This window comes from Psychrobacter immobilis, assembly GCF_904846185.1.
Lineage (GTDB): Bacteria > Pseudomonadota > Gammaproteobacteria > Pseudomonadales > Moraxellaceae > Psychrobacter > Psychrobacter immobilis_B.
This window is the reverse complement of the sequence record NZ_CAJGZQ010000001.1, coordinates 1-15,716: the sequence shown is the minus strand read 5'-3', so window position 1 is coordinate 15,716 and position 15,716 is coordinate 1. Positions and strand designations below refer to the sequence as shown.

The 15,716-nt window shown below is 43.5% G+C and carries 14 protein-coding genes; 8 read left to right on the top strand and 6 right to left on the bottom strand.

Annotation, left to right across the window (positions count from 1 at the left end; all coding sequences use genetic code 11):
• Window positions 1–17 precede the first annotated feature (17 nt).
• The 3 genes from JMW94_RS00070 (at window position 18) to JMW94_RS00060 (ending at window position 4,594) form a co-directional block, all read left to right on the top strand.
• On the top strand, window positions 18–455 hold the full coding sequence (locus JMW94_RS00070) for a hypothetical protein (RefSeq protein ID WP_201599590.1): 438 nt from the start codon (window positions 18–20) through the stop codon (window positions 453–455).
• Window positions 456–809: 354 nt separating this feature from the next.
• On the top strand, window positions 810–2,372 hold the full coding sequence (locus JMW94_RS00065) for a peptide MFS transporter (RefSeq protein WP_201599588.1): 1,563 nt from the start codon (window positions 810–812) through the stop codon (window positions 2,370–2,372).
• Between the two features lie 404 nt (window positions 2,373–2,776).
• A complete protein-coding gene (locus JMW94_RS00060; protein ID WP_201599586.1) occupies window positions 2,777–4,594 on the top strand; it encodes an aminopeptidase P family protein in 1,818 nt (605 codons plus the stop codon).
• A 124-nt stretch (window positions 4,595–4,718) separates the two neighbouring features.
• Here the strand turns inward: JMW94_RS00060 and JMW94_RS00055 are convergent, their stop codons facing one another.
• The 3 genes from JMW94_RS00055 to JMW94_RS00045 form a co-directional block, all read right to left on the bottom strand.
• Window positions 4,719–5,573, bottom strand: a complete 855-nt coding sequence (locus JMW94_RS00055; protein ID WP_201599583.1) for a hypothetical protein — start codon at window positions 5,571–5,573, stop codon at window positions 4,719–4,721.
• Window positions 5,574–5,688: 115 nt separating this feature from the next.
• On the bottom strand, window positions 5,689–6,939 hold the full coding sequence (fabF, locus tag JMW94_RS00050; protein ID WP_413786173.1) for a beta-ketoacyl-ACP synthase II: 1,251 nt from the start codon (window positions 6,937–6,939) through the stop codon (window positions 5,689–5,691).
• Window positions 6,940–7,164: 225 nt separating this feature from the next.
• Window positions 7,165–8,505: an anhydro-N-acetylmuramic acid kinase gene (locus JMW94_RS00045; protein WP_201599579.1), complete on the bottom strand. Its 1,341-nt coding sequence runs from the start codon at window positions 8,503–8,505 to the stop codon at window positions 7,165–7,167.
• A gap of 119 nt (window positions 8,506–8,624) precedes the next feature.
• Here JMW94_RS00045 and tyrS point away from each other — a divergent pair, with 119 nt between their 5' ends.
• The 3 genes from tyrS to JMW94_RS00030 are packed head-to-tail and all read left to right on the top strand — an operon-like array spanning window position 8,625 to window position 10,873.
• Complete coding sequence (gene tyrS / locus JMW94_RS00040; protein WP_201560915.1) at window positions 8,625–9,836, top strand: tyrosine--tRNA ligase; 1,212 nt, start codon at window positions 8,625–8,627, stop codon at window positions 9,834–9,836.
• 1 nt (window position 9,837) lies between these two features.
• The gene (locus JMW94_RS00035) at window positions 9,838–10,638 is read left to right on the top strand and encodes a TIR domain-containing protein (RefSeq protein ID WP_201599577.1); all 801 of its coding nucleotides are present in this window, start codon (window positions 9,838–9,840) and stop codon (window positions 10,636–10,638) included.
• Between the two features lie 7 nt (window positions 10,639–10,645).
• Window positions 10,646–10,873 carry a DUF1653 domain-containing protein gene (locus tag JMW94_RS00030; protein WP_045446001.1) on the top strand — a complete coding sequence of 76 codons (228 nt, stop codon included), beginning with the start codon at window positions 10,646–10,648 and terminating at the stop codon, window positions 10,871–10,873.
• Window positions 10,874–10,940: 67 nt separating this feature from the next.
• Here the strand turns inward: JMW94_RS00030 and JMW94_RS00025 are convergent, their stop codons facing one another.
• Entirely contained in the window at window positions 10,941–11,897 is a 957-nt protein-coding gene (locus JMW94_RS00025; protein ID WP_201599575.1) for an alpha/beta fold hydrolase, read from the bottom strand.
• A gap of 235 nt (window positions 11,898–12,132) precedes the next feature.
• On the opposite strand from JMW94_RS00025, the gene JMW94_RS00020 reads away from it, so the two are divergent.
• Window positions 12,133–12,789, top strand: coding sequence for a hypothetical protein (locus JMW94_RS00020; RefSeq protein ID WP_201599573.1), 657 nt, complete (start codon window positions 12,133–12,135; stop codon window positions 12,787–12,789).
• Between the two features lie 24 nt (window positions 12,790–12,813).
• Here JMW94_RS00020 and JMW94_RS00015 read toward each other — a convergent pair whose 3' ends face one another.
• Both JMW94_RS00015 and upp read right to left on the bottom strand, forming a co-directional pair.
• The gene (locus JMW94_RS00015; protein WP_201599572.1) at window positions 12,814–13,566 is read right to left on the bottom strand and encodes an SDR family NAD(P)-dependent oxidoreductase; all 753 of its coding nucleotides are present in this window, start codon (window positions 13,564–13,566) and stop codon (window positions 12,814–12,816) included.
• 78 nt (window positions 13,567–13,644) lie between these two features.
• Window positions 13,645–14,292, bottom strand: coding sequence for a uracil phosphoribosyltransferase (upp, locus tag JMW94_RS00010; RefSeq protein WP_201599571.1), 648 nt, complete (start codon window positions 14,290–14,292; stop codon window positions 13,645–13,647).
• Between the two features lie 271 nt (window positions 14,293–14,563).
• Between upp and JMW94_RS00005 the strand changes: the two genes are divergently transcribed.
• Window positions 14,564–15,262, top strand: a complete 699-nt coding sequence (locus JMW94_RS00005; protein WP_227685358.1) for a DNA glycosylase — start codon at window positions 14,564–14,566, stop codon at window positions 15,260–15,262.
• The last annotated feature ends 454 nt before the right edge of the window (window positions 15,263–15,716 follow it).

The window sequence follows — 15,716 nt, the reverse complement described above, 5'->3', positions numbered from 1 at the left end:
TGCAAGGTGGATAAGGTATGTCAGAACATATTGTCGAAAACAACCCTAAGAAAGAGTTCTTATTTGCTTTAGGCGGTGTTGCCTTATTTTTAGGTATCGTCTTACTTATTGGTATTTCTGGATTTTTGCGTCCAGCAGGCGAGCACATTACTGCTGAGACGACCGAAACGTCAGCGGCAGCTGATGAAGCAGAAGCGATTGCTGCTGAAGACACTGCGCCAGCTGAAACAGCACCTGTAGCTGCGGATGCTACAGCGACTGATACTGCTGCAGATTCAAGCGTCACCCCAGCGACCGATACTGATAGCGCTGTGGTTACCGCAGAAGCTGGTACTGCAACTGCTTCTGGTACAGTTAGTCAAACTGCGGTTGCAGATGCTGATCTAACGGCTGAGCAAGCAGACGGTGATTTGGAAGCGGGTGATACCACTGATGAAGCGGTAGCCGCACAGTAATATACGTAAGTCGATGCTACCTTTTTAAAGTATGGCTCGACAAACCGCTTCGCTTAAAGTCCAAGTATTTTCGCTTAAAGCCTAAGTGTTTTTGCTCAAAAACTAAGTATTATGGCAATATTATTGTAATACCATAAGCACAACAGCATCGTCATCAATGCCATTGATGCTAAAAATAAAAGCCCGCTTTCAGCCAATGATAGCGGGCTTTTTTGTGGGTATTTGTGTAATTATTGACCAATTATTTCTTTACTTGATTATATCCAAGTGAAACAATGATGCGCCTATATGACCGCTTGTCGGGATAATTATATATTTGGTCGTTAATACAGTGGTCTTTAAAGGAATAAAGTTATGAGTACAGAATCAAAGTCAGAGGCTAGTGCTGCTGAATTGGCAGCACTAGATAATGGATTTATGGGGCACCCTAAGCCGCTACGTCCATTGTTTTTCACAGAAATGTGGGAGCGATTCTCTTATTATAGTATCCGTCCACTATTAGTATTATTTATGGTAGCGACCGTCGGTAGTGGCGGTTTTGGTTTCGATGAGGTCACAGCTTCTGCTATCTATGGTATTTTTGCTGGTTCGTTATATTTAGCGGCAGTACCGGGTGGCTGGTTGGCTGATAATTGGCTCGGTCAAGAGCGTGCACTCTGGTGGGGTAGTATTATTATCGCCCTTGGTCATTTGTGTATCGCACTATCCGCTATGCTTGGGATGACGCTGTTTTTTGTGGGTTTGATGTGTATCGTTCTCGGTTCAGGCTTATTTAAAACCTGTATCTCTGTGATGGTCGGAACGTTGTACCCCAAAGGCGATGCACGCCGTGATAGTGGCTTTACTCTATTTTATATGGGTATCAATATTGGTGCGCTACTGGCTGCCCTTATCGTTGGCGTATTTAAAGAAAAAGGGATGTGGCATGTAGGCTTTGGTGTCGGTGGTCTTGGCATGTTAGCTTCACTATTGATTTATCGTTTTTCAGCTAAAAAAACCTTAAATCGTTATGCTCGTGCCAAAAACATTACGCCTGAATGGGAACAAACGACTGGACGTTTCAAAAATGTAGGTCGCTGGGTTGGCGGGTTTCTCGCGCTACTTGCTGCCATTACTGTCTTAGTGTCGACTGGTGTTATGCCATTTAACCCTGAAATGGTTGCTCAGTATATGACTTACCTCATTGCAGCAGTCGTCATATTATACTTTGCTGTCATGTTTATTTCACCGCGATTGGACAAAACTGACAAGCTGCGTTTGTTAATTTGTTTTATCTTAATCATCGGCTCGACGCTATTTTGGTCAAGCTTTGAGCAGCAGCCAACGTCTTTTAACCTGTTCGCTGATCGCTATACAGACCTGAATGTTTTAGGCTTTGAAGTGCCTAGTATTTGGTTCCAGTCGCTTAATCCCTTATTTATTTTAATATTAGCACCGATCATCAGCATTGTCTGGGTCAAGCTTGCCAATCGAGGTCTTGAGCCAAATAGTATGGTAAAGTTTGCGCTTGGTATGTTGTTTGCCGCTGCAGGCTTTGCTTTGATGATATTTGCCTCAAAAAGCATTTTGACTAGCGATGGTGGATTGGCTTCACCTTTATGGTTAGTGGGTAGTTTATTATTGCTGACCCTTGGTGAGTTGGCGCTCAGTCCTGTTGGTCTGTCTGCAATGACTAAGCTTGCGCCAAAAGGCATGCAAGGTCAGATGATGGGGCTTTTCTTTGCTTCTCTTGCTTTAGGTAATTTGGTTGCTGCGTTCTTTGGTGGTCAAGTATCAGCGGATAAGATCGAAGGGTTGCCGGGCTTATTTACGATGATGACAATCTTTTTGGTGGTCACAGCCGTTGTCTTATTGGCATTAGCCAAACCGATCAATAATATGCTGCAAAAAAGCGAGCGTGCAGATACGCTGCGCTAATTCAGACACACGGTTAACGGATTTAGGGTCAATATCAATACCAGCAAAAATGTTAGATGGCGAGACGTGTTACCATGATTGGTAGCACGTTTTATGGTGACACTTAGTAAGTTATTGCCCCCACGCTATTGAAAGTTCGCTTTCCGCCCAAACATCTAATGATGCTCTGCTGTAATGCTATTAGGCTCTTAACAGTAGTTAGCCTTATCTATCTGGTCATTGACAACATTTTAATTTTTAAGACATTGAGCGTCTTACGCAGGTTTAGATGCTGAGCATTCAATGAATGATGAATAACTAACGCTTAAAACAGTTTACTCGCTCAAATAAGACGACTATCCATAGTCGCCTCACAATATGATTTTTCCAAATCTTATTTTTTAAAATCAATAAGGACACCTTTTATGAATAAACAAAGCATCCACGATCGTATCGACAGCCTACGTCAGGCGTTGGTCGCGCAAGATCTAACCGCGATTATCGTACCGTCTGCTGATCCGCATTTATCTGAGTACCTGCCAGAATATTGGCAAGCGCGCTTATGGTTATCAGGATTCACAGGCTCAGTCGGTACGCTCGTTGTTACCGCTGATTTTGCTGGATTATGGACGGACAGCCGCTATTGGGTACATGCCGCTGACCAATTAGAAGGTACCGGTATTAGCCTAGAGAAGCTTGCACCGGGTCAGCCAAATCATATTGATTGGCTCGCCGAGCATTTGGCTGAGGGTGATAGCGTGGCAGTCGACGGCAATGTATTGTCTATCTCTGAGCAAGATAGATTGTTAAATGCCTTTGATGCCAATGATATTACGTTAATCACTGAGCGTGACGTATTGACAGAAATATGGAGCGATCGTCCAGCGCTACCAACCGCCAGTCTATATCAACACGATGCGCAGTTTGTCGCGCAGTCTGCTACCTCAAAACTTGCCGCTGTGCGCGCAGGTATGGCTGAGGCAGGCGCAACCCATCACTTGCTTTCAAGCTTAGACGATATTGCTTGGTTGACCAATTTACGTGGCGCTGATGTTGATTATAACCCTGTGTTTTTGGCACATATGCTCATTAGCGAAAATGACGCGACATTGTTTATCGATAATAATAAAGTCAGTAGCGAGATAGCACAAAGCTTAAAAGACAGCGGTATCACCCTTGCTGATTATGACGCTGTGCAAGATGCGTTGGGCACATTGACTGCTGATGACTTATTGCTATTAGACCCAAGTAAAGTGGCAGTGGGTACGTTATCTAAAATGGGCGATGGCATAGGTTTTATTGAGCAAATGGCGCCAAGTACGTTGCTAAAATCGGTTAAATCTGACGCTGATATCGACCATGTGCGTGAAGCCATGCGTCAAGATGGCGCGGCATTAAGTGAGTTTTTTGCCGCATTTGAGCAGCGTTTAGCAAACGGTGAGCGTTTAAGCGAGCTGGACGTTGATAGTATGCTCATCGACGTGCGCAGTCAGCAGCCACATTATGTATCGCCCAGTTTCCCGACTATCGCAGGCTTTAATGAAAATGGTGCGCTGCCACATTATCGCGCAACGCCAGAAAAATTCAGCTACCTTGATGTCAATGAAGGTGAAGGTGGTTTATTGCTCATTGACTCAGGCGCTCAGTATCAAAACGGCACGACTGATATCACGCGTGTGGTCGGTATTGGACAGGTAAGCAGCGAACAAAAACGTGACTTTACCACCGTACTCAAAGCCCATATTGCCTTAGCAAAAGCGCATTTCCCTGATGGTATCGCTTCACCACTCATCGATGCGATATGCCGTGCACCATTATGGCAGGCACAGATGGATTATGGTCACGGTACTGGTCATGGCGTTGGTTATTTCTTGAACGTCCATGAAGGCCCACAAGTGATTGCTTATAGTGCCAGTATGCCGAAAGAGCGTGCGATGAAAGAGGGTATGATCTCAAGTAATGAGCCAGGTCTATACCGTGAAGGCAAATACGGTATCCGTATTGAAAACCTGATGGTCAATAAACGCGTTGCCCAACCAATAGAGACGGAATTTGGCGATTTTCTTAATTTTGAGACCGTCACTTATTGCCCAATTGACACCCGTTTAATTGAGTCGTCATTATTGACTCAAATCGAAATTGATTGGTTGAATAATTATCATAGCCAAGTCTATGCAGAGCTAAAAGACCGCGTTGAAGGTGCGGCACTTGACTGGCTGACTGAGCGTACTAAGGCTATCTAAAGTAAACGCTCATATCGACGAATCTAAAATGAAAAAACCCCCGTAAAGTTTACGGGGGTTTTTTAGTACTAGGAATTTATTACTGAAGATTTATTGCTAAAGGGTAATGCGTAGGACGCAGCGTTTAGCTTTTTTTAGACTCTTTGTCAGTTCCTGCTTCATCTTCGCTTAGATTTTGAGTCACTTCAGCACGTAACCAAGATTTTAAATTCTCAGACATCAGCATCATTTGCTCACTGAGATAGTCATCAATTTGCATTTCCAACTCACGGATCATCTCTTGATGCGTGGTACTCAGTTTCGCATCTTTCAGTACCAGTTTGATGGCGGCACTGGCTTTGTCATTGACCGCTTTTATACTGTGATCGTCATTGATATGCTTGTCATGAGTGACATTAGCATGTTCACTGATGGTTTTGTTCTCAGAGCTGGTAACAAGGTTATCATCAGTATTAGATTGCGTCGCAGCCGATTTTTCAACATTTTGGTTTTTTTCAACCGTGTTATCAATGCTGAGCGATTCTGAATCACTCGCATCATTGGTATTCATAGCAGTCGTTTTATCAGCAATATTCTTCTTCTCAGCGGCTATTTGCTCAGTTTTCTGTTGTTCTTTTTGCGCGGTATCTGCTGCTTCTTTTAATCTAGCACTTTCTTTTAATCTAGCATCCTCTGCCGCTTTTACTTTTTGTTGTTCTTCTCGCTGCTGTTTTTCTGCGGTCGCTTGCTCTTCGGCTTTTTTGTCAGTAATGGCTTTAGCGATGGCTTGCTCCGCTTCATGGTTTTCGTAGAGCTCATCGATGTGGGTATCCAAATCATGAGTATTAAAGACAAAGCTTTCAAACGGGGTATCGTTTTGCAATAAGGTGGTGATGTCTTTTAGCTCTTGGGTAATAGCTGCGCGAATAGGCTCAGGCGCACACGTCCAGCGCTGGTAAAACTGATGGGAAAATGAGTAGCTTGACATGGTATCGTCCATAAATGTTCCAAAAATTACCCCTTATCATACGCAAATACGATAAGGGGCTGCAAGTGGACAAACGTAGCAAATCTGACACCAAGGTTACAACGACCGATATGGTGAGTTTTATACCTTAGTGATTCACGGGCCAGCGCGCAAATACTAACGAACCATTGGTACCACCAAAGCCAAAGCTATTGGATACGGCATAGTGTAGGTTTTCAACTTTACGCGATTGGTTGGCGACATAGTCGAGGTTACAGTTGTCTTCCACATTGTCCAAATTAATGGTGGGTGGCACATGCTGATGCTGTAGGGCAAGGACGGTGAATATGGCTTCAACAGCACCCGCGGCACCAAGCAAATGCCCCGTCATCGATTTGGTTGAGCTGACCAAAATGCGGTCTTTAATTGGGGCAAAAACGGTTTCAATAGCAATCGATTCAGCGACATCACCCGCAGGGGTGCTGGTGCCATGAGCATTGACATAACCAACACTCGATGGCTCAATGCCTGCATCATTTAGGGCATTACGCATCGCTCGTGCCGCACCGCTGCCATCTTCAGGCGGTGCTGTGATGTGACTGGCATCATCACTCATCCCAAAGCCGACCAGTTCAGCCAGTATGGTTGCACCGCGTGCTTTGGCATGAGCGAGGCTTTCTAGCACCACCATACCCGCGCCATCACCGAGCACAAAGCCATCACGGTCTTTGTCAAAGGGACGCGACGCCTTGGTCGGTTCGTCATTGCGAGTTGAGAGGGCATGCATGGCACCAAAACCTGATATGCCAAGCGGGCTGGAGCCTTTTTCACTTCCACCTGCTAGCATGACATCGGCGTCACCATAAGCAATCAAACGTGCAGCGAGACCCATCGCATGGGTAGCGGTGGTACAAGCCGTCGATGTCGCAAGGTTGGGACCTTTTAAGGTATGTTTAATCGCCACTAAGCCTGCTGCCATATTCACAATAGAGCCAGGAATGATAAAGGGCGAAACTTTCATAGCGCCTTTCTCTCGTAGCGTATCGCGACTGTTTTCAATGGTTTGGATACCACCAATACCTGAGCCTAAAATAATGCCGAATCGCTCTTGATTGACATTTTGTACAGGTGCATCAGCAGCACTTACTTCATCGATAAAACCAGCATTCTGTAATGCCATACTAGAGGCAGCAATACCATAATGAATAAATTCATCATAGCGTCGCGCGTCTTTGGCATTCATATATTGCTTGGCATCGAAATCTTTGACCACGCCAGCAATTTGAGCGCGATAGCCAGTAGCATCAAAATGTGTAATTGGCGCGATGCCGCTATCACCATTGAGCAGCTTAGTCCATGAGCTATCGACGTCGAGTCCCAAAGGTGTCAATGCACCCATACCCGTAATTACGACGCGCAAGTCATCGCTACGCTCATAGTGCGGTGGTTTCTGACGCGGTTGATGCTCTGCTGTTGCGCTAGCATCATTGGTAGCTTGATCAGTAAGTGAACTGCTGTGTTGGCTCATGCGATATATCCTGTACTTACGAGTCCTAAGAGGAGGGTATTTCAGAATTCATTATAAAACACATAAGTGCACGTGTGTAAACTAAAATTTGACCAGTCAGGCGAAACAAACCTGACCCAAAACCACGCCTTTACTCGCGCCAGTGACAGCTGGTAAGTTACCCGTTTCACCTATTAGTGTTTGCCGTGCGAGCCATGCAAAGGCGACGGCTTCGACCCAAGCAGGATTCAGCCCTAAGCTGGCAGTGGTCTCTACTGTGCAATGAGGCAGATGCGCCTGCAAGCGAGTCATCAAATAATCGTTTAATGCACCGCCACCACAGACGTAAACCGAGCTATTTTCATAAGCATTAATAAACATATTAATTTGCATACTGGCACTCATCGCTGTCAGCTCAGTGAGCGTTGCCTGCACATCCGCTGACGAATAGCGAATATGGGCAGATGCCTGATCGAACTTTTGCAGCTCATCCTGTAGCCATGCTAAGTTAAAATCTTCACGCCCAGTGCTTTTTGGATACGTTCGCGCAAAAAACGGATGTTCTATTAGCTGATTAAGTAGCGGCTCAATCACTTGTCCAGACTGCGCCCACGCGCCGCCATCATCATAATCTTTATCAGTATGCAATGCTGTCCACGCATCGAGTAATAAATTGGCAGGACCCGTATCATAACCAATCGCAGGACTATCGTTTGCTCGCAAGACTGTGATATTGGCAATACCGCCTAAATTTAATAGCACGCGCGTGCTATCAGGCGTGGCAAATAACGCTTGATGAAAAGCTGGAACCAATGGCGCTCCTTGACCACCAACCGCCATATCGCGGCGGCGAAAATCGCTGACGACGCTAATGCCAGTACGCTCAGCAATGATATTGGCATCGACCAATTGCAAGCTAAAGCCCAGTTGCGGACGATGGCGTACCGTTTGACCGTGACAGCCAATCGCTAGCACCGACTCTACATCAGTATTCGATTGCTGCAATAAATTATTGACCACCTCGCTGGCAAATTCAGCGTATTCTTTACTTGCCCAACCGAACCAGTCTAATTCGCTGTTTGGCTCACCCTCTGCAGGTACTAATTCTTGAACACCATTAGGCTGGCATAAAGCCAATAACACTTTACGCAAACGCGGCGGAAACTCTTGGCTATGAGTTGCTAACAGTCGCATCGGTTGCTGGGTATCTGTTTCAGCACTACTATCACTACTAAACTGACAAAGAACCGCATCCATCCCATCTAAGCTGGTGCCAGACATCATGCCAATATATAAGCCATCATCGAAGTTTTCAAACACCGTTTGCTCGAGTGCGTCGGTCAAAGTGGCATAATTTAAATCGTCAATATTATCTAGACGGCTATCTAAGCTCATCTCTAAACTTAAATCTGTGTCAGGAGTATTCTGAATATCGTCAATCGATACGGGCTTGGTCATGGCAATTTACCTTAAAAAACGCTAGTATATCTCTCAAATTCTAACATCTTTTACTGGCTACGAGATTCTAAATAGCCCAAACGCGTTACCCTTTTAATAAAGACAATAAAGAGAGCATCATGACCACGCAAACCTACACCCTAGAAGAACAACTTGCCCTGATCCAACGCGGCACGCAAGAAATCCTATCTGAAGAGGATTTAGTTAAGAAGCTTAAACTCAATCGCCCGCTACGTATCAAAGCAGGCTTTGACCCTACTGCCCCTGACCTGCATTTGGGTCATACCGTGCTGATTAATAAGCTTAAGCATTTTCAAGATTTGGGTCATGAGATTTATTTTCTAATTGGTGATTATACTGCCAAGATTGGTGACCCGTCTGGTAAGAACAGCACCCGTCCACCATTGACCGACGAGCAAATCAAAGTCAATGCGCAGACTTATGCTGAGCAAGTCTTTAAAATTTTGGATAAAGAAAAAACCAAGATAGTCTTCAACTCTGAATGGTTCAAAGATATGTCAGCGGGCGATATGATTCAGCTTTCGAGCCAATTGACCGTCTCGCGTATGCTTGAGCGCGATGATTTCTCTAAACGCTATGCCGCGCAAACGCCAATTGCTATCCATGAGTTTCTCTACCCATTGGTGCAAGGCTATGATTCTATCGCATTAAAAGCGGATGTCGAGCTTGGTGGTACTGACCAAACCTTTAACATCCTAATGGGACGTACCCTGCAAGGTCGTTATGGTCAAGAGCCACAAGTGTGTATCACCGTGCCAATCTTAGAAGGGCTAGACGGCGTCAATAAAATGTCTAAATCCCTGAATAACTACGTCGGCATTTATGATGCACCGGGCACCATGTACCAAAAACTACTGTCGATGCCAGACACCTTAATCCGTCGCTACTTTGAGTTTTTAAGCTTTAAGCCGATGGAAGAAGTCGAAGCGTTAATGGCAGAGATGGAAAATGGTCGCAATCCACAAGAAATCAAACGTATTCTTGCTGAAGAATTAATCGAGCGTTTCCATGATGCCGATGCGGCTGCTAATGCGCACAAATCAGCGGGTAACGTATTAGCTGATGGTGAACTGCCTGTTGATTTACCAGAAGTAACACTAGATTTAGAAGGTGCTGAGGCGCTATTTATTACTCAAGTACTCAACCAAGCTGGATTGGCTAAAAATAGCTCATCTGCGAAAGACATGATCAAGCGTGGCGCGGTAAAAGTAGATGGCGAAGTCGTCGATGCGAGCTTTAGCTTAACGGCTGGTCAGACAGTGGTTATACAAGCAGGCAAAAAGGCGTATGCGAAAGTGATGGTGGGTTGAGATGCAAAAGGTAGAAGCTTTTGAAGCAGTTGTTCAAGAATTTAAACAGATGACATATGAGGATAGCCAAAACAGAAGTAAGTTATTTAAAAGGTTCGAAGTTTTGTTATTGAAGTATCTAGATAATGGTAAATACTATGTTGAAAGGATGAATAGGGTTAGTTTCAGTCCTTATGATGCTTTGAATGAATTCGGTTCTGAGTGGTACGAAGAGATGGAGTTTAATGAGTCAGAATGGAAAAAACAGTGGACAATTGGTTATACAGAAGCTTTGAATGTAATGAAAGATACAATAGAAGAAGTTAAATTGCTTGATTCTATAGATAATGGGGCTATGAAAGAAAAGCCTGAAAAAGACTGCTCAACAGTCTTTATTGTTCACGGGCATGATGATGCCTCTAAGTATGAAGTAGCAAGATTTGTTGAAACAATAGGTTTTAGATCAACTATTTTGCATGAGCAAGCTAGTTCCGGCTCTACTATCATTGAGAAAATTGAACAGCATACGGATGTTGGTTTTGCTATTGTGCTTTATACTCAATGTGATGTCGGTGCGGCTAAAAGTGATCAAGATAACCTTCAACCTAGAGCTAGACAAAACGTCGTTTTTGAACATGGTTTTTTGATAGGCAAAATCGGTAGGAAGAATGTTGTTGCACTTGTTAAAGGCAATGTTGAAAAACCAAATGATATATCAGGTGTAGTTTATATTTCTTTAGATGAATCACAGGGTTGGAAGTTGAGCCTTGTTAGAGAAATGAGAGCATCAGGTTACGATATTGATATGAATAAGGTTTCTTAAAATGGCTATGACTCAAACCATCCCCCAAGGCATTTACCGCCATTATAAAGGCAGCCTGTATCAAGTTTTGCATACCGCGCAGCATTCAGAAACGGAAGAGTCGCTAGTCGTTTATCGTTGTCTATACGGTGAGTATGGCGTATGGGTACGACCGTTATCTATGTTTTCTGAAACGGTTGAAGTTGAGGGTAAGCAAGTGCCGCGATTTGAGCTGACCAAAGCATTAGCGGATTAATGCTTAAAATTTATTGCTCAAATAAAAAGCGACCTCAACGGGTCGCTTTTTTTATATAAATGAACAACTAGTCCTGCAAAAACCCTTTTAATACTTTATAAAACCCAATTGGCTCATCCATTGGTATCGCATGACCTGAGCGCGGTAACACGACCTCAGTTGCATTAGGTAGCATTTGGGTGACTTTTTGCTGCCACTTAGCATCGTAAAGTTTGGAGCGACCACCGATGAGGTTAACCACTGGAATAGTGACACGCTCTATCGCACCGCGAAAGTCATAGGGTAGTATCAAATAGGCTTGTAAGCAGCGCATTTTATGATGCCAAATACTGTGATCGTAAAGCGCAAGTTTGGGGTCATTTTTATAAGTCATCACTTGTATAAACGCTTTCGAGCGCGTTCGATTAACGGACAAGAGAGAGAACAGTCGTTCGACATCCGTTGCACGGCGTTTTAGAGCAAACGGTAGGTGGGTAAAGCTTTTTATTTCAGCATAAGGTAAAGTTTTCTCAATTACTTCGTGAAAGATATCGAATACTTCTTGCTGCCGCGCACCAAACAAGCCACCTTGCCAATCAGGCTGATTATGGATAGCAGGACTTTGGTCAATATTCAAATAACGGCTGACTTTCGCGCCGCCATAACGCTCAAAATACGCCCACATCACTTGTGCGCCCATCGAAATAGCGGTAACAGGCAAGGACTCTATATTGCGCGCTAAGCAAATTTGCTCTATGACAACGCTAATATCATCAGCATATTGCCTTACAAAATCAAATTGGGTCAGCTTGATATCTTTTGCGGCGCCAAACCCTCTCAAATGCGGCAGATAAAAGGCATACTTGCCAACCAAGGGTAAAATAAACGGTAAAAACTCACGTGTATCCATCCCATAAGCATGCAGTAATATTACAGGTTGGCCGCTGCCTATGACTGATACAGGTAACAGCGTACCATCAGTTAAAGTGATATCAATCGTTTTCAACTGGTAGTTAGTAGGCAAGTTAATCAATTTTTTCTTCATAAGGCAATGTACCTTGTTTTCATTAAACGATTGTACCAAGTCGATTTAGCCAAAATGTATCGTAGCAAAAGTCTTTATCTCATTTCTAAAAGACTGCTATATTAAAGTAGGTAATTAACCATAGCATAAAAGCTGTTTAGGGTTAAAAGCAGTTAAGCGGTAAAAGTAGTGACTTGTCATAGACTTTGACCAATCGAATCAAACGTCAGCAAGTAAAATATAAGGATATCAGTCTATGGGCAAGCTGACGTTACCATTGCTTGATAGCAGCCTATATCCACAATTTTGGCAGCAGCAAACATTTACCAATCCGCAGGCGCTATTGATGGCAATGCTGATAGCAGATATCACGCCAGATGCCAATTTTTTTACTAGGCAATTACTAGCTAATGAGGTTTATCAAGACTGGATTAATAGCAGTGTATTTGGGCGTTACTTGCAGCGTAATTTTACGGCGTTCTCTCAGCAAACAGAAGACAGTTTCAACATTGATATGCCTTCGCTGTTTCGTCAGGAATTGATGCGTCACGCCCAGTATTTACCATTAGAGCAAATCTTATTTTTTGTAGGAGATTTGCCAAAAAGCGTGCGTCAAACAAAAGTTTTAAGCACAACTGTTAATCCTGCCACAGTCATCATTAATGCTCAAAAGGTAAGTGCAAAAGCTACGATGAATAATCCGACCATGATTGTTAATCAGATAGTGATTAGGGGTAAGCAAGTATTAGGGTTTCCGATACGCCATAATAAACGTACTAGCGAGCGTTTGCGTAATGAAGTGCTGATTTTGGATTTTCAAGAGTTGCGCTTGGTTAATGAGATGAATATCAAAGGCAAAAAAAGAAGCAATATAGAGGAATCTATATTGCTTCGGTCTTATGAATTACGTTAGTGAGCCAAATGTTCGGCTAAACCTTTAAGAATCTTGCTTAGCAATCGTCAGCCCGTTATAAGTTTGCGCAACTGGCATCACTTCTAAACGATTGACGTTAATATGAGCAGGCGATTCAATCAGCCATAATAAAATATCGCCAATATCATCGCCGGTCATGGTTTTAAAGCCGTCGTAAACCTTGGCGGCTTTATCGTCATCGCCATAAAAGCGCACGTTTGAAAACTCAGTACCCGCTACATTACCCGGTTCAAGGTTGGTCACTCGCACTTGCGTACCGATGAGATCCGCGCGCAGATTTAGGCTAAACTGTTTGACAAAGGCTTTGGTCGCACCATAGACGTTACCGCCGAAGTAAGGCCAACTGCCCGCAATTGAACCAACGTTGATAATATAACCGCTATCGCGCGCCACCATCGCTGGCAAGACTGCATGGGTTAGCGCCATCAACCCTTTCACATTGGTATCAGTCATACGCATCCAATCATCAAGACTGGCATTTTGCGCAGGTTCTGTACCGAGTGCCAGTCCCGCATTATTGACCAAGACATCGATTTGACTAAAGTTGTCAGGCAAATCAGCAATGATTTGCGGGATAGTAGCCGTGTCACTCACATCCATGACCACAGGTAAAAATGCTTCGCCTAAAGTGTCTGCTAAAGCATTCAGCTTATCTAGGCGTCTGGCACAACCAATTACGCGATGACCATTGGCAACCAAACGCTCGGCCAGCGCTTTACCAAAACCTGCGCTTGCTCCTGTAATCAATACGTTCATCTTATATCCTTATCATTGATGTTTTGCACATGTGTCATGGGTGTTACGACGATAGCTAGTTTTGATTCATTTTTTTTCTTACTTGTTGAATAATTGCTTACCAAAGATTTTATCGCCCGCATCGCCTAAACCTGGGATAACATAACCATGTTCATCTAAATGGCTATCTAGTGCAGCGGTATAAATGGTGACGTCAGGATGTGCTTCATTGACCACACGTACACCTTCAGGCGCGGCAACCAATACCAATGCTTTAATATTGGTACAGCCATTTTTCTTTAGCATCTCGATGGTCGCAACCATAGATCCGCCAGTGGCTAACATTGGGTCAATGATAAGGGCTGGGCGTTTGTCCATATGGCTGACAAATTTTTCAAAGAACGGCACAGGTTGTAAGGTTTCTTCATCACGCTGTAAACCGACGACAGAAATCTTAGCAGTAGGGATCAAATCGAGCACGCCGTCAAGCATACCAATACCCGCACGTAAAATCGGTACAATCGTTGCGGTCTTACCGATGATTTGTTCACCTGTGATTTCACCGCACCAGCCTTGCATTGGGAAGGTTTCAATTTCAAAATCACGGCTTGCTTCATATGCCATCAAGCGTGCAAGCTCTTTGGTCAACGTGCGAAACTTATAAGTGCTACAGTCTTTTTCGCGCATAAGGCTGAGTTTATGACGGACTAACGGGTGATCAATGACGGTGATTTTTAAGTCGCTCATAAGGTTTCTCTTGGTTTTTGGTCTGATGCTTGCGCAGTTACTGCGGTTGCCATTAGTATAAAAGATACAAACACTTACTGCACTTCAACCTTATATCTATCTCACAAATAGTAAGCTTACTGCTTTGATAATAAAGTAAGCCAAGTATATTTATGGCAGGGTTGGTTTTATTTAAGCCGACTATGTTTGACTATAATAGCGCCCTAATAAATGAAGCAGTGTTTAGGCTTGCTATAATAGCAAAAAAACCGCTTTTCTGATGAAGAATCTTATGACTACACAACCATATCACACCCATAATAATACGCATCAAACCGATAATCGCTTGATATTATCTGAAGCCCAAGCAGCAGAGGTAGAAACGCATCCGTTCGCTCCCGTTTTACCACCTAATGCTACGGTAATGATGATGGGTACTTTTCCACCGACCGCTGATAAATGGGCAATGCCATTTCACTATCCAAACTTTTACAATGACATGTGGCGTATCTATGGTAGTGTTTTTTTTGATGACGTGGATTATTTTAGAGTAGGGGATGAGAAGCGCTTTGATCCTGAGCGTATTCGCGCCTTTATGTTCGAGCGCGGAATTGCTTCTTGTCCGACCGTCAAGCAAGCGATTCGTGAAACCGGCAATGCTTCAGATAAAAACTTAACGGTCGTCACAGCAGTTGACCTAGATAGTATATTGCCACAAGTGCCAAAGATTGAAACCTTATTTACCACAGGCGGTAAAGCAACAGAGGTGCTGCTTGGTTTATTAGCCAAGCCACCTGCTAAATCCAAGTATCCTAAGACCAATCAAAGTATGGATTATCCATATCAATGGCAAAACGATCACAATCGAAAAGTCGATGTAAATAATCTTACCTTATATAGGTTGCCTTCTACCTCACGTGCCTATCCTTTAGCCTTAAATAAAAAAGTCGCTGCTTATAAAGAATTCTTCAAAAAGATAGGCAAACTGTAAAGTTGCCATTTATAGAAAAGAGGCAAGCAGTTTTAAGGGAAAAAAGCTATCCTTGCTCAAAACCCCATACACTGCCATCCAGTTAAAGCAAAAGTAGCGTCGCCATTCTGCCAGTTTAGTCTAATCACCAAATTTATTTGAATTAAGATAAAATAGCCCTTGACTAAAGATTCAAACCCTCTATAATACGCACCTCATTAAGGCAAAGCAGGAACGCTTATATGTGAATTACATATAACAAACCTGAATAACTTACTGAAACAAAACATAAAAAAGCTTGACAATCGAAATCATTATGATAAGATAGTCGGCTCGCTAGATAGCTTGACCTGAAAGGGTTTGAGACTAAACAGCAAGAGAATTACCCTATATATCAGTTACTGGACGACAGTGATTGAGCACTATTTAAAAGCATAACTAAAGAACAACTTGTGTGGATTTTTGCTGATTCAGA

Excerpts from the sequence above, each read along its gene's own strand:
- JMW94_RS00070 (WP_201599590.1), top strand. The coding sequence starts at position 18 with ATGTCAGAACATATTGTCGAAAACAACCCTAAGAAAGAGTTCTTATTT.
- JMW94_RS00065 (WP_201599588.1), top strand. The coding sequence starts at position 810 with ATGAGTACAGAATCAAAGTCAGAGGCTAGTGCTGCTGAATTGGCAGCA.
- JMW94_RS00060 (WP_201599586.1), top strand. The coding sequence starts at position 2,777 with ATGAATAAACAAAGCATCCACGATCGTATCGACAGCCTACGTCAGGCG.
- JMW94_RS00055 (WP_201599583.1), bottom strand. The coding sequence starts at position 5,573 with ATGGACGATACCATGTCAAGCTACTCATTTTCCCATCAGTTTTACCAG.
- fabF (WP_413786173.1), bottom strand. The coding sequence starts at position 6,939 with ATGGGTGCATTGACACCTTTGGGACTCGACGTCGATAGCTCATGGACT.
- JMW94_RS00045 (WP_201599579.1), bottom strand. The coding sequence starts at position 8,505 with ATGACCAAGCCCGTATCGATTGACGATATTCAGAATACTCCTGACACA.
- tyrS (WP_201560915.1), top strand. The coding sequence starts at position 8,625 with ATGACCACGCAAACCTACACCCTAGAAGAACAACTTGCCCTGATCCAA.
- JMW94_RS00035 (WP_201599577.1), top strand. The coding sequence starts at position 9,838 with ATGCAAAAGGTAGAAGCTTTTGAAGCAGTTGTTCAAGAATTTAAACAG.
- JMW94_RS00030 (WP_045446001.1), top strand. The coding sequence starts at position 10,646 with ATGACTCAAACCATCCCCCAAGGCATTTACCGCCATTATAAAGGCAGC.
- JMW94_RS00025 (WP_201599575.1), bottom strand. The coding sequence starts at position 11,897 with ATGAAGAAAAAATTGATTAACTTGCCTACTAACTACCAGTTGAAAACG.
- JMW94_RS00020 (WP_201599573.1), top strand. The coding sequence starts at position 12,133 with ATGGGCAAGCTGACGTTACCATTGCTTGATAGCAGCCTATATCCACAA.
- JMW94_RS00015 (WP_201599572.1), bottom strand. The coding sequence starts at position 13,566 with ATGAACGTATTGATTACAGGAGCAAGCGCAGGTTTTGGTAAAGCGCTG.
- upp (WP_201599571.1), bottom strand. The coding sequence starts at position 14,292 with ATGAGCGACTTAAAAATCACCGTCATTGATCACCCGTTAGTCCGTCAT.
- JMW94_RS00005 (WP_227685358.1), top strand. The coding sequence starts at position 14,564 with ATGACTACACAACCATATCACACCCATAATAATACGCATCAAACCGAT.